We start from the raw sequence: 13,822 nt of genomic DNA on the forward strand, positions 1-13,822 counted from the left end.
CATTCATGCAGGTCAATATTGTTGCACTATAAGTATTGCCTAAGCGAATAAATCAACAACAACTTGCTGAATTTGAAATAGTTCACGAAACCACTACCATTTCACTGGTTTTTTAGTTAAGTTGTTTGGTTATCAGCGTTAAATATCCTGATCCGTTCCCCGAAAAACAATATCCAGCTTCCCCCTATTAGGTTCAGCTAATCAACTATTGTTGTTTTCGGTCTAGATCCGCTATGCTATGCGGATCTCAATTAAGAAAGACATTCACGCTACAGATGTAGCCTTTATTCACCATAGGATTATCGGTGCCATGCAAGAACAATATCGTCCAGAAGATATAGAGCCTAAAGTACAGCGTCACTGGGATGAAAAAGCAACTTTCAAAGTGACAGAAGACAACAGCAAAGAAAAATACTATTGCCTGTCCATGCTACCTTACCCTTCTGGTCGACTACACATGGGCCACGTACGTAACTACACCATGGGTGACGTTATCTCTCGTTACCAACGTTTGTTGGGGAAAAACGTTCTTCAACCAATTGGTTGGGATGCGTTTGGCCTGCCAGCTGAAGGTGCTGCAGTTAAAAATAATACTGCGCCTGCGCCATGGACTTACGCTAATATCGATTACATGAAAAACCAGCTGAAAATGCTCGGCTTCGGTTACGATTGGGATCGTGAAGTTACCACTTGTACTCCTGAATATTACCGTTGGGAACAATGGTTCTTTACTAAACTGTATGAAAAAGGTTTAGTGTACAAAAAAACTTCTGCGGTAAACTGGTGCCCTCACGACTTAACCGTTTTGGCGAATGAACAAGTGGTTGATGGTTGCTGCTGGCGTTGTGACACCCCGGTTGAACGCAAAGAAATCCCACAGTGGTTTATTAAAATTACCGACTACGCAGAAGAGCTGCTCAACGACCTCGACAAATTAGATGACTGGCCAGAGCAAGTCAAAACCATGCAACGTAACTGGATCGGCCGCTCCGAAGGGACTGAGATCACATTCAATGTTGCAGACCGCGATGAAACCTTAACGGTTTATACCACTCGCCCTGATACCTTTATGGGGGCAACTTATGTGGCTGTTGCAGCAGGTCACCCTCTGGCTAAAGAAGCCGCGACAAATAACCCTGAATTAGCCCAATTTATCGATGAGTGCCGTAACACCAAAACTGCGGAAGCGGATATGGCCACCATGGATAAAAAAGGTATGGCAACCGGCTTATTCGTTATCCATCCATTAACCCAAGAAAAACTGCCAATTTGGGTCGCTAACTTTGTTTTAATGGAATACGGTACTGGTGCAGTTATGGCCGTTCCTGCTCATGACCAACGTGACTGGGAATTCGCCCACAAATACAACTTACCTATCAAAGCGGTTATTGCTGATGCTGATGGCAACGAGCCTGATTTATCCCAAGAAGCGATGACTGAGAAAAATGCACTGATTAACTCAGGTGAATTCAGTGGATTAGACCACCAAGCAGGTTTCAATGCTATTTCAGATAAACTCGTTGCGCTGGGTGCTGGTCAACGCAAAGTAAACTACCGCTTACGTGACTGGGGTGTTTCACGTCAACGTTACTGGGGTGCCCCAATCCCAATGGCAACATTGGAAGATGGCACTGTGGTTCCGGTTCCTGAAGATCAGTTACCTGTCATTTTGCCAGAAGATGTCGTAATGAACGGTATTACAAGCCCGATTAAAGCAGATCCTGAATGGGCCAAAATGACTATTAATGGTCAACCTGCATTACGTGAAACCGATACCTTCGATACCTTTATGGAATCTTCTTGGTACTATGCACGTTATACCTGCCCGCAATATGACGACGGCATGTTAGACCCTGAGGCAGCAAACTACTGGTTACCGGTTGACCAATATATTGGTGGGATCGAACACGCCATCATGCACTTAATGTATTTCCGCTTCTTCCATAAATTGATGCGTGATGCAGGGTTAGTCAACTCCGATGAACCAGCAAAACGCCTGCTGTGCCAAGGCATGGTGCTGGCTGATGCATTCTACTACACAGGTAGCGATGGCCAACGTGTTTGGGTGTCCCCAGCCGATGCCATTGTTGAACGTGACGACAAAAACCGTATAACTAAAGCGGTAGACAATGAAGGCCATGAACTGGTGTATACCGGTATGAGCAAAATGTCTAAATCGAAAAACAACGGTATTGATCCTCAATTAATGGTCGAAAAATATGGTGCGGATACCGTTCGTCTGTTTATGATGTTCGCTGCTCCACCAGAGTTAACCCTTGAGTGGCAAGAATCCAGCGTTGAAGGTGCTAACCGCTTCGTGCGTCGCGTTTGGCGTTTAGTGCATGAGCATTCACAAAAAGGTGCAACTTCACCTTTAGATATCAGCACATTAACACCTGAACAAAAAGACTTACGTCGTGACCTGCACAAAACAATCGCGAAAGTCTCCGATGATTTCAGTCGCCGTTATGCATTTAACACCGCGATTGCCGCTATCATGGAGTTCTTGAACAAATTAGTTCGTGCACCACAGGAAACCGAGCAAGACCGTGCATTAGTGCAAGAGTCTCTCGAAGCAATCACACTGATGCTATCTCCAATCATTCCACATGCTTGCTTTGAAATGTGGAAAGCGCTCGGTCACCAAACAGACATCGATTTCGCACAGTGGCCTATTGCTGATGAAAAAGCCATGATTGACGATACCAAACTGGTCGTCGTTCAAGTTAATGGCAAGGTTCGTGGTCGCATTACCGTTCCGGCTGATGCAAACCAAGAATTTGTCTTAGACATGGCAAAAAATGAACCGAGCGTAGCGAAATACCTTGAAGGTGTTGGCATCCGCAAAGTAATCTATGTTCCAGGCAAATTGCTTAACCTTGTTGTAGGTTAATATTAGGTTATTGGCAGATAAGGAGGCCAGGTGCGTTATCTGATAACATTATTTTTGAGCCTAGCGGTGCTGGTCACCGCAGGTTGCGGTTTTCGTCTTCAAGGAACAACTCAAATTCCTGAAGAACTGAGAACATTGCAGCTAAGTTCAAGTGACCCATATAGCTACCTTACAAGGGCGCTTAGGGAACAACTGCGGCTCAATAACGTGACCATTCTTGAAACGGGAAGAGCCGATGTTCCCATTTTGAAAGTTCTGAGCTCTAATGAAAATACTGAAACTGTGTCTGTTTACCAAGATGGTAAAGCGGCAGAGAAACAATTAACACTGGTAATGAATGTGCAAGTGTTGATGCCTGATGGAGCTATCTATCCTTTACAAAGCCGTGTTGAACGTACTTTCTTCGACAACCCTTTAGAAGCGCTTGCGAAAGATGCTGAAAAAGAAATTGTAAGTCAAGAAATGCAAGAACAAGCTGCACGTAATATTGTGCGTAAATTATTGCTTGTTCATTCAGCAGAACTTGAGAAGGCAAAAAACCAAGCGGCTGATGCGAATACTCAACCATAATGACGCGTATCTACCCTGAGCAGCTGGCCTCTTCGTTACAAGAGTCTCTAAGAGGCCGCTATTTAATTTGGGGCAATGAGCCCCTTCTTCTTCAAGAAAGCCAAGATGCCGTCCGCAAAGCTGCACAAGAACAAGGCTTTGAAGAGCATTTTTCGTTTTCTCTTGAGCAAAATACTGACTGGGATGAAATTTTTAGTCTCTGTCAAGCTTTAAGCCTGTTTGCTAGCCGCCAAACACTCACTCTGCTGTTACCTGAAAATGGCCCTAACGCCGCTATGGCAGAAAAGTTGAATCAACTGGCGCAGCTACTCCATTCAGACCTGCTTCTTGTGTTACGCGGCCATAAACTCACGAAAGCACAAGAAAACAGTGCTTGGTTTAAAGCAATTAGCCAAGATTCCATTTATATCAGTTGCCTGACCCCTGAATATCAACGGTTACCACAATGGGTTTCTAAACGCGCCTACAGTATGCGGCTTTCTTTAGAAGCCGAAGCTAACCAACTACTTTGCTACTGTTATGAAGGGAATTTACTTGGTTTAGCGCAAGCGCTTGAACGGCTATCCCTGCTTTATCCAGATGGTAAACTTACCTACCCTCGCGTCGAAAGTGCCGTGAATGATTCAGCGCATTTTACGCCCTATCATTGGGTTGATGCCCTATTGGCTGGTAAATCGCGCCGTTCTTGGCATATTTTAGAGCAACTGCAACAAGAGGATGTTGAGCCCGTTATTTTATTGCGCTCAATCCAACGCGATCTGATGCTGCTAATTACATTGAAACGCCAATCTGCAACAACCCCATTAAAAACATTATTTGATCAACACAAAGTATGGCAAAACCGCCGAGGTGTGCTCACGGAAGCCTTACAACGCTTAACATTGCATCAATTGCAATCTGCATTAATGTTATTAACGCAAGCAGAAATCAATATTAAACAAGATTTTAGCCATTCGCCATGGCCTGACCTGCAAACACTGTCTATGCTATTATGCGGTAAAGCATTTGCAGAGAATTTTATTCATGAGTAATTCATTTTCAAAACAACATAACTTGCTAGCATTATTCGGCGGGACATTCGACCCCATTCACTTTGGCCATTTACGCCCTGTACAAGCCCTTGCCCAACAAGTTGGCCTCGAAAAAGTGATCTTGCTACCTAACCACGTTCCTCCCCATCGCCCACAGCCAGAAGCAACACCAGCACAACGTTTAGAAATGGTGAAGTTAGCAACACAAGATAACCCTTTATTTGCTATCGATACGCGTGAATTAGCGAAAAATAGCCCTTCTTATACAATCGAAACACTGGCCGAATTACGCCAAGAAATGGGGGCGGAAAAGCCGCTTGCGTTTATTATTGGTCAAGATTCTTTATTGTCGATTAATAAATGGTACGGGTGGGATCGAATTCTAGATAACTGCCATCTATTAGTCTGTTCGCGTCCAGGATATGCCACTCAATTTTCCGACCCTATAATGCAAAACTGGTTATTAGAACATCAAACAACAGACCCAATTGCTTTAAACCAAGCGGCCAATGGGTACATTTTTATTGGGGATACCCCATTGGTAAATATCTCTGCAACAGAGATCCGCGAAAAATTAAGCTCAGGCGACTCTTGTCACGAATTAATTCCAGATGCGGTTTTGCAATATATTCATCAACAGCACCTTTACCAACAATAAGGGATCTCTCTTATTGAACAACTATTAGGATATGGCTCAAAAATAACTTGCTGCATTAAATAGTTGTCTGGGTATTGAACAAGCAATTGCTTCATCATCTCTAATGGCCTGTTTAGTGGTAAATTACCCGCTAAATAGTCATTAATCAGCCATGATAAGCGTTTTTTCTCATCTTTCGTGGCTTTATGTTTGAAATAGCCTTGCATATGGTTCAGCGCATTAACTTCAATATTTTTTGCTGGCACTGCCGCCAATATTTCCATTAAACAGGCTTTATATTGATTTAAAAAGCACATAAGGTCAGTAGTGCTTTTAATACTCGCCACTAATCGCCCCGTATACTGGTAGCCAATTGGGGAATACGCCATGATGAGATATTTATGGCAACTATGAAATTGAATCATGTTGTGATGTGTTAGCTCGTTATATAAACCGTCTAATCTTTGTATCGTATACAATTTCGTTAGAAAGCAATCCCAAGACGCTATATCTTGTAGCTTATCATCCGTTAATATCGGAATATTAGCAGGGAATAGCCCTTGTAATTTAGCAAGTTGCTGTCCAGAACAAATAATACCATTAACCTTATTTTGCATCCCCTCATGAGTGAGCTTCGTTACAAATTCAACCATAGAATTCACCTGTCGATGAATATTAGCGGGTAGATGATTAATTCCTTCAAATATAAAAACTTTTGGTTTAATTATTTGCACAATACATATCTCATTCTAAAATATTTGTCAGGAGTACAGTTTTTAGCGTTATTTTGTAAAGTTAGCACAAACTTCTTGCTCAAATGTACGGATATCCCTATAAATTTCACTCCACGATGAATAAAAAATAATTTAGCCGATTTTTCTTAAAATCTAGGGTAAAATAGCAGGGCTGTTAATATGTTTACTGTGTTATCAGCGATTATTTTATCTACAAACTACAAACAGTGTTTAACGCGATATTCTGTTTATTTGAATAAAAGGTGAACCTTTTGCAAGGAACTGAACTCCAACAATTTATTATCGATCAGCTTGATGATGCTAAAGCAGAAGATATCATTACTATCGATGTTCAAGGGAAATCAAGTATTACCGATCAGATGATCATCTGTACAGGGACATCAAGTCGCCATTTGATGTCAGTCGCTGACAGGTTAATCGAAGCTTGCCGTAAAAATGGTTTAATGCCATTAGGTGTTGAAGGACAAGGTATTTCTGATTGGATAGTCGTCGACCTTGGCGATGCCATTGTTCATATTATGCAAGATGAAAGTCGTCGTATGTATGAATTAGAAAAGCTCTGGAGCTGAGTTTGAAATTACAGCTCATTGCCGTTGGAACAAAAATGCCGGACTGGGTCCAGACCGGCTTTATGGATTACCTCCATCGTTTTCCTAAAGATATGCCATTTGAATTAACGGAAATTCCTGCAGGAAAACGTGGGAAAAATGCAGATATAAAACGCATTCTAGAAAAAGAAGGCGAATTAATGCTCGCAGCCGTAGGTAAAGGAAATCGCATCGTCACCTTGGATATTCCAGGCGATCGTTGGGACACCCCAAAACTTGCCGTACAACTCGATAAATGGAAACAAGATGGCCGTAATGTCAGCTTATTAATCGGTGGTCCCGAAGGCCTTGCGCCTGCTTGTAAGGCAGCGGCAGAGCAAAGTTGGTCACTATCACCACTTACGCTACCTCATCCACTGGTTCGTGTCCTTGTTGCCGAGAGTCTTTATCGCGCATGGAGTATTACGACTAACCACCCTTATCACAGGGAATAGTCAGGTTTAAATATGTTCAAAATGGCAATGGGATGAAAACACAACGCACCCCTTTTCGCGACCATACCGCTGAATCAGTTTTATTTATCCGCCGAGCGCTTATCGCCTTCGGTGTGATTGTCATTTTAACATCTATTCTTGTGACCAATTTGTATCACTTACAAATTGTCCGGCATGAAGATTATCAAACGCGGTCAAATGATAACCGAATTAAATTGGTGCCTATTGCACCAAGCCGTGGGATTATTTATGACCGCCGAGGGACTCAACTCGCCCTTAATAGCACGTTTTACCAGCTAGAAATCGTGCCTGAAAAAGTCAGTAATCTGCAAGAAACCTTAGATAACCTTCGTAATGTGGTAGATTTAACTGACGAAGACATTACTAATTTTGAAAAAGAGCGTAAACGCTCACGTCGGTTTACCTCTATTGCATTGAAAACCCAGCTCAACGAAGTTCAAGTTGCTCGTTTTGCCGTTAATCAGTACCGTTTTCCCGGTTTAGAAGTCAAAAGTTACCAACGACGCTCTTACCCATATGGTTCCGCATTAACTCATGTGATTGGCTATGTGGCGAAAATCAATGACAAAGATGTTGAACGTCTTGATAAAGAAGGTTTATTACCTAATTATGCAGCTAGTCATGATATCGGCAAATTAGGTATTGAACGTTATTATGAAGATGTCTTACACGGTAAAACCGGCTATGAAGAAGTTGAAGTGAATAGCCGCGGTCGCGTTATTCGACAATTGCATGAGCAACCACCGCAAGCAGGTCGAGATATCTACCTCACTATTGACCTCGAATTACAAATTTATATCGAAAAATTGTTAACCACTAGCCGTGCAGCCGTAGTGGTCACTGACCCACGTAATGGCGAAATTTTGGCTCTGGTGTCTAATCCAAGTTATGACTCTAACTTGTTTGTAAACGGTATCTCAAATAAAGATTATCAAGCGTTATTAAATAACCCTGACAGACCGTTGATAAACCGAACAACTCAAGGGTTGTATCCCCCTGCTTCGACAGTAAAACCCTTTATTTCTGTTGCGGCATTAAGTGAAAAAGTAATTACCCCCAATACAACTATTTTTGACCCTGGTTGGTGGCAATTACCTGGTTCGGAAAAGCGTTACCGTGACTGGAAACGTTGGGGACACGGCAAACTCAATGTATCAAAATCTATTATTGAATCTGCAGACACCTTCTTCTACCAAGTCGCTTATGATATGGGAATTGACCGTATTTCTGAATGGATGAGCCGTTTTGGTTTTGGTGATTATACCGGAATTGACCTTGCAGAAGAACGTTCTGGTATCATGCCGACCCGTGAATGGAAACAAAAACGCTATAAAAAGCCTTGGTATCAAGGTGATACTATTCCAGTTGGGATCGGGCAAGGCTATTGGACTGCAACGCCAATTCAAATGTCAAAAGCATTAATGACATTAATCAATGATGGCCAAGTTAAAACCCCACATTTGCTTTACGGCACAAAATTGGGTAATGCCATGGTTCCTTATGAAGACAAAGAAACCAAACAAATTGGCGATATCAATTCCGGTTTTTGGGAGCTAGCGAAGCATGGAATGTACGGTGTCGCCAATGCACCGAATGGTACTGGGCGCCGTAGTTTCATTGGTACCCCTTATAAAGCGGCGGCAAAATCGGGTACTGCGCAGGTCTTCAGCTATGAAACCTATAATGCCAGTAAACTTGCTGAGCACCTCCGTGACCACAAATTGATGATTGCTTATGCTCCGTATGATAAACCCACGATTGCCGTTGCAATTATTCTGGAAAACGGGGGCGCGGGCCCAGCAGTCGGTGATATTGTGCGGCAAATATTTGACCACGTTCTTCTTGGTGATAACCGTACTGAAGTTGCGGTGTCAGCAACCAATGCAGGAGAAGACCGATGATGCATAATCCTAAGAATAACAATGAGCTATAAAGAATATGACAGACGATAAGAAAAAAATTTCGTTATCCACACGTCTGCATATAGATGTGCCTATGCTGCTAATTATTATCGCGTTGCTTGCATACAGCGCATTTATTATGTGGAGTGCTAGCGGCCAAGATCCTGAAATGATGGAGCGTAAATTAGGGCAGATAGCGACAGGCTTCGTCGTAATGATAGTAATGGCGCAGATCCCTCCTAGAATGTATGAAAATTGGGCGCCTCACCTGTTTATCTTCTGCGTTATTTTACTGGTTTTTGTTGACGTCTTTGGGCAGATAAGTAAAGGGGCACAGCGCTGGTTAGACTTGGGTTTTATTCGGTTCCAACCCTCTGAAATTGCAAAAATTGCCGTCCCTTTAATGGTCGCTCGTTTCATGAACCGAGACCTATGCCCTCCTTCATTCAAAAATACATTAATTGCACTTGTATTGATTTTTGTACCAACATTATTAGTGGCTGCACAGCCTGACCTTGGTACCTCGATTTTAGTTGCAGCTTCAGGCCTATTCGTTTTGTTCCTTGCCGGAATGAGTTGGCGGCTTATTGCAGTTGCCGCCATTGCGCTCGCCGCCTTTATTCCACTACTGTGGTTCTTTTTAATGCATGGTTATCAAAGAGCCCGTGTCATGATGTTATTAGACCCAGAAACTGATCCACTAGGCGCTGGTTACCATATTATCCAATCAAAAATTGCGATTGGTTCTGGTGGATTAATGGGTAAAGGTTGGCTACATGGCACACAATCACAGCTTGAGTTTTTACCAGAAAGGCATACTGACTTTATTTTTGCTGTGTTAGCAGAAGAACTTGGCTTAGTCGGCGTGCTTATTTTACTTGGTTTATACCTTTTATTGATTATTCGTGGGCTTTATATTGCTGCTAGCGCACAAAATACTTTTGGTCGGGTTATGGTTGGTGGTTTGATCTTAATCCTTTTTGTCTATGTATTTGTGAATATCGGTATGGTCAGTGGTATATTACCGGTAGTTGGTGTTCCCCTCCCTTTAGTGAGCTACGGGGGATCCGCTTTGATTGTTTTAATGGCTGGATTCGGTATTATCATGTCGATACATACACACCGAAAATTCCTTTCCAAAAGTTTATAAAATGAGGCTTAGTATGCGTTTACAATGGATAATGCTTGGCGTCACTGCCGCGCTACTTAGTGGCTGTGTGACAGAAGATGTTAAACAACCAGCCCAAGTGCCAACCAATGTACCCACTCAAGATGTATTAGGTGCAGAGCCTCATTATGAGCCGTATCATCCAACTGCAAATAATGATTACTCACGCAATGGTCAACAGTACCAAATCGTACGCGACCCATCACAATTTAGCCAAGTGGGTTATGCGTCTATTTATGGTGCCGAGTCTGCAGGAAATATGACTGCGATTGGTGAACGGGTTAATCCAGTGGAATTAACCGCTGCTCACCCAACGTTACCGATCCCTAGCTATGTCCGTATCACCAACATGATGAATGGCCGGATGATGGTCGTGCGTGTTAATGACCGTGGGCCTTATACGCCAGGAAAAAGTATTGCCGTGTCACGCGCAACCGCTGACCGCCTGAATTTAATGCCGACGACAAAAATTAAAATTGATGCCATTCAAGTCGCTCAAGATGGCACCTTGTCAGGAACTGGAACCGTTGGCTCTAATTTTGTGAAACAAAGCTATGCATTACCAGGGCGTCCACAATTAGGTTCTGGCCCAATGGGTACCCCTGTGATGGAGAACTTGCCAACGCCAGAAAATACATTGCCCGTTCAGCAGCCAAAAGAGCCAATGCAGCCTACGATGCCTGACATGAGCTTACAAACACCAACGCCACCACCAACAACAACAACCGAAGAAGCGGTTCCTGAGCGTGGTTTTCTCGTTCAAGTAGGCGCCATTAGTAGCCAAACCAATGCGCAAAATATGCTGAATGAATTGAAAACACAGTTTAATGTTCCTGGGCGGCTACAACCTTATAATGGTATTTACCGAGTACAGTTAGGACCATTTAGTACAAGGCAACAAGCCGTTGAGGTTCAAGGCCGTTTACAGTCTGAAAAAAACCAATCGTCAATGGTCGTTGCGCCCTAGTACAACATAGCTTTAGGTTGCTCAGTTACATTTGATGCAACCTAAAGTTAGGCAATGTTAAACTGATAAAAAAATCATTGGTACAGTGCAAAAGTGGCTTTTTTCTGATCCTATTCTTTTGCTAAACTGCGCCTCCTTGTGTTAACCGAATTTCGGATGTAATGGTAAAACCATGAATAATGTCGCTCCATCACGCATCGTGCGTCATACAGTGCTGGGCTCCGCACTCCTTCTTATGACTGCGAATATTGCGAATGCTAATGAAACCTTCCCGAATACATCAATTCCTGCGGCACCCGCTATTGATGCAGAAGCTTATATCTTAATTGATTATAATTCGGGAAAAGTTCTCGCTGAAAGTAATGCCGACCAACGCCGCGATCCGGCAAGCTTGACAAAAATGATGACCAGTTATGTTATTGGTCAAGCAATTAAGTCAGGTAAAATTGGTGAAAATGATATTGTCACGGTCGGAAATGATGCGTGGGCTACCGGTAATCCGGTGTTTAAAGGTTCATCATTGATGTTCTTAAAACCTGGCGACCGTGTTAGCGTATCTCAATTAACTCGTGGTATTAACTTGCAATCAGGTAACGACGCTTGTGTCGCTATGGCCGACTATATTGCAGGGGACCAAGCCAACTTCGTTCAATTAATGAATGGCTATGTAAACAAATTAGGGCTGAAAAATACCCATTTTCAAACCGTTCATGGTTTAGATGCCGAAGGCCAATATAGCTCAGCCCGTGATATGGCGCTTATTGGGCAAGCACTCGTACGTGATGTGCCTGAAGAGTACGCAATCTATAAAGAAAAAGAATTTACCTTTAACAATATCCGCCAAACAAACCGCAATGGCCTATTGTGGGATAAGAGCCTTGCTGTTGATGGCATAAAAACCGGTCATACTAATGCCGCGGGCTATAACCTTGTTGCCTCAGCAACCGAAGGTGATATGCGCCTGATCTCTGTTGTTATGGGAGGTAAAAGCAGCAAAGGCCGTGATGCCGAAAGTAAAAAGTTACTCACTTACGGTTTCCGCTTTTATGAAACTGTTAAACCATTACAAGCCAATGTGGATTTTGCCAGCGTGCCAGTCTGGTTTGGTGATGAAAATGAAGTAAAATTAGGTGTCACTGAAGATTTATACCTCACCATCCCACGAGGTCGCTTAAAAGATTTAAAAGCCAGTTATGAATTAACAACCACTGAGCTTGAAGCACCATTAACCAAAGGGCAGCAAGTCGGTATCATTAGTTTCCAACTCGACGGAAAAATCATTGAACAACATCCTTTAGCCGTATTAAAAGATGTGGAAGAAGGTGGCTTTTTCAGTCGGTTAATTGACTATATTAAGTTACTCTTCCATCGCTGGTTTGGTTAGGGCTTGAAACTAAAATAAGTCATCCCCATATAGTAACTATCGAAATAAAGTAAGTATCGAAATGTTTGTTGGATGAATACATCTCATTGGCTGGTTTAATACCAGCCAATCTTTTTCAGCCAGCAGCCCAATTTAAAAATTAGGAGTGCCCATGAAAACGAAATTAGGTGAACTGCTTGAGTTCCCATGCCCATTAACCTACAAAGTGATGGGCTTGGCACAGCCTGAACTGGTTGATCAAGTTATTGAAGTGATACAACGCCATGCACCGGGTGATTACTCTCCAGACGTAAAACCGAGCAGCAAAGGCACGTATCACTCAGTTTCCATTACTATCAATGCCACCCATATTGAACAAGTGGAAACTTTGTATAGCGAATTAGGGGCATTAGAATTAGTTAAAGTTGTACTTTAATTTCTGTAAAAATAAACTACATCCCAAAGGTTAGCCATAACCGATTAAGGTGTAGTTTTTTATTTATTCTGCACTACAACGCCCTATAATTATTTTTTCTTGCTGATAGTACAAATAAAATAAGTTTTTCACCAAAAGATTCCTAATGAATAATAGCTTTTCATATCAATTCCCAAACCTAAAAATATAAATTTATCCAAATTCCTACCTTTTTCATACTTCACTCAGAAGAGTAGCGCTAACATATCTATAACATGACAAAACTAGCGCTCCCCCCCTACCAGCGTTATACTAAGTACTCATTTTTTCAGCTGGATGTTAAAACATTGTCAGAAAGAGCGATAATCGTACGTCAGTTAGGGCTCGCACCATACCGACAAGTATCTGATGCGATGCACCAATTCACCGAACACCGCATGCCTGAAACCTGTGATGAGATTTGGTTGGTTGAACACCCTCGCGTGTTTACTCAAGGCCAAGCCGGAAAAGCTGAGCATGTACTGGCACCCGGAGATATCCCTGTTATACAAAGCGATCGTGGTGGCCAAGTCACCTACCATGGGCCAGGCCAGCAAGTGATGTACGTGATGCTCGACTTAAAGCGCAATAAAATTGGCGTTAGAGAACTCGTCACCGCACTGGAAAATACCGTCGTGAATACCCTTGCCCACTTTAATATTGCAGCGTATCCTCGCCCTGATGCCCCTGGTGTCTATGTGAATGGCGACAAAATTTGTTCTCTTGGATTACGCATAAGGCAAGGTTGTTCTTTTCATGGTCTCGCTTTGAATATTGATATGGATCTTGAACCCTTTAATCGCATAAACCCTTGTGGTTACAGTGAATTAAAGATGACTCAGGTTAGTGATCTTGCTCCCAAAGTATCATTATCTGATGTTCAGCCTGTGCTAATTCGTCAATTCTGTGACACACTGGGATTTCATATTGTTCAATAATAATGCTATAATTTTTTAACATTTTTAAAAAATATTTTAATGAATGGATAACAGCCTTCATTTGGTTTTATTTAGAATTATC

The 13,822-nt window shown here is 42.5% G+C and carries 13 protein-coding genes; 12 read left to right on the forward strand and 1 reads right to left on the reverse strand.

The genetic code is table 11. The features are described 5' to 3' along the window. Positions 1-310: 310 nt before the first annotated feature. Genes leuS through nadD form a run of 4 tightly spaced genes read left to right on the forward strand, consistent with a single transcriptional unit; the run spans position 311 to position 5,152 of the window. Positions 311-2,893, forward strand: coding sequence for a leucine--tRNA ligase (gene leuS / locus PSF09_RS03965; RefSeq protein ID WP_272683516.1), 2,583 nt, complete (start codon positions 311-313; stop codon positions 2,891-2,893). 30 nt (positions 2,894-2,923) lie between these two features. Then, positions 2,924-3,463: an LPS assembly lipoprotein LptE gene (lptE, locus tag PSF09_RS03970; RefSeq protein ID WP_210837081.1), complete on the forward strand. Its 540-nt coding sequence runs from the start codon at positions 2,924-2,926 to the stop codon at positions 3,461-3,463. Further along, entirely contained in the window at positions 3,463-4,494 is a 1,032-nt protein-coding gene (holA, locus tag PSF09_RS03975) for a DNA polymerase III subunit delta (protein ID WP_272683517.1), read from the forward strand. The genes lptE and holA overlap by 1 nt, the downstream gene beginning before the upstream one ends. Then, positions 4,487-5,152: a nicotinate-nucleotide adenylyltransferase gene (gene nadD, locus PSF09_RS03980; protein ID WP_272666433.1), complete on the forward strand. Its 666-nt coding sequence runs from the start codon at positions 4,487-4,489 to the stop codon at positions 5,150-5,152. Before holA ends, nadD begins: the two co-directional genes overlap by 8 nt. On the opposite strand, the gene PSF09_RS03985 is transcribed toward nadD, so the two are convergent. Then, entirely contained in the window at positions 5,140-5,784 is a 645-nt protein-coding gene (locus PSF09_RS03985) for a DUF1722 domain-containing protein (protein ID WP_272683518.1), read from the reverse strand. The two genes, nadD and PSF09_RS03985, sit on opposite strands and share 13 nt — an antisense overlap. A gap of 344 nt (positions 5,785-6,128) precedes the next feature. On the opposite strand from PSF09_RS03985, the gene rsfS reads away from it, so the two are divergent. The 8 genes from rsfS to lipB all read left to right on the forward strand — a co-directional run bounded on the left by rsfS (position 6,129) and on the right by lipB (position 13,740). Next, positions 6,129-6,455: a ribosome silencing factor gene (gene rsfS / locus PSF09_RS03990; protein WP_080641496.1), complete on the forward strand. Its 327-nt coding sequence runs from the start codon at positions 6,129-6,131 to the stop codon at positions 6,453-6,455. Positions 6,456-6,457: 2 nt separating this feature from the next. Continuing rightward, positions 6,458-6,928, forward strand: coding sequence for a 23S rRNA (pseudouridine(1915)-N(3))-methyltransferase RlmH (rlmH, locus tag PSF09_RS03995; RefSeq protein WP_004908925.1), 471 nt, complete (start codon positions 6,458-6,460; stop codon positions 6,926-6,928). A 32-nt stretch (positions 6,929-6,960) separates the two neighbouring features. Beyond that, positions 6,961-8,850 (forward strand): peptidoglycan DD-transpeptidase MrdA, encoded by a 1,890-nt coding sequence (gene mrdA, locus PSF09_RS04000; protein ID WP_272666431.1) that lies wholly within the window; start codon positions 6,961-6,963, stop codon positions 8,848-8,850. Positions 8,851-8,887: 37 nt separating this feature from the next. Then, positions 8,888-10,000, forward strand: coding sequence for a peptidoglycan glycosyltransferase MrdB (gene mrdB, locus PSF09_RS04005; RefSeq protein WP_210837089.1), 1,113 nt, complete (start codon positions 8,888-8,890; stop codon positions 9,998-10,000). A gap of 13 nt (positions 10,001-10,013) precedes the next feature. Next, complete coding sequence (gene rlpA, locus PSF09_RS04010) at positions 10,014-10,985, forward strand: endolytic peptidoglycan transglycosylase RlpA (protein WP_272683519.1); 972 nt, start codon at positions 10,014-10,016, stop codon at positions 10,983-10,985. Positions 10,986-11,157: 172 nt separating this feature from the next. Then, positions 11,158-12,369: a D-alanyl-D-alanine carboxypeptidase DacA gene (gene dacA / locus PSF09_RS04015; protein ID WP_272666429.1), complete on the forward strand. Its 1,212-nt coding sequence runs from the start codon at positions 11,158-11,160 to the stop codon at positions 12,367-12,369. 151 nt (positions 12,370-12,520) lie between these two features. Continuing rightward, on the forward strand, positions 12,521-12,784 hold the full coding sequence (ybeD, locus tag PSF09_RS04020; protein WP_272666428.1) for a DUF493 family protein YbeD: 264 nt from the start codon (positions 12,521-12,523) through the stop codon (positions 12,782-12,784). Positions 12,785-13,095: 311 nt separating this feature from the next. Further along, the gene (lipB, locus tag PSF09_RS04025; protein WP_272666458.1) at positions 13,096-13,740 is read left to right on the forward strand and encodes a lipoyl(octanoyl) transferase LipB; all 645 of its coding nucleotides are present in this window, start codon (positions 13,096-13,098) and stop codon (positions 13,738-13,740) included. Positions 13,741-13,822: the final 82 nt, after the last annotated feature.

Source organism: Providencia sp. PROV141, assembly GCF_028481645.1.
Taxonomy (GTDB): domain Bacteria; phylum Pseudomonadota; class Gammaproteobacteria; order Enterobacterales; family Enterobacteriaceae; genus Providencia; species Providencia rettgeri.

Excerpts from the sequence above, each read along its gene's own strand:
- mrdB (WP_210837089.1), top strand. The coding sequence starts at position 8,888 with ATGACAGACGATAAGAAAAAAATTTCGTTATCCACACGTCTGCATATA.
- nadD (WP_272666433.1), top strand. The coding sequence starts at position 4,487 with ATGAGTAATTCATTTTCAAAACAACATAACTTGCTAGCATTATTCGGC.
- ybeD (WP_272666428.1), top strand. The coding sequence starts at position 12,521 with ATGAAAACGAAATTAGGTGAACTGCTTGAGTTCCCATGCCCATTAACC.
- leuS (WP_272683516.1), top strand. The coding sequence starts at position 311 with ATGCAAGAACAATATCGTCCAGAAGATATAGAGCCTAAAGTACAGCGT.
- holA (WP_272683517.1), top strand. The coding sequence starts at position 3,463 with ATGACGCGTATCTACCCTGAGCAGCTGGCCTCTTCGTTACAAGAGTCT.
- mrdA (WP_272666431.1), top strand. The coding sequence starts at position 6,961 with ATGAAAACACAACGCACCCCTTTTCGCGACCATACCGCTGAATCAGTT.
- rlpA (WP_272683519.1), top strand. The coding sequence starts at position 10,014 with ATGCGTTTACAATGGATAATGCTTGGCGTCACTGCCGCGCTACTTAGT.
- dacA (WP_272666429.1), top strand. The coding sequence starts at position 11,158 with ATGAATAATGTCGCTCCATCACGCATCGTGCGTCATACAGTGCTGGGC.
- PSF09_RS03985 (WP_272683518.1), bottom strand. The coding sequence starts at position 5,784 with ATGGTTGAATTTGTAACGAAGCTCACTCATGAGGGGATGCAAAATAAG.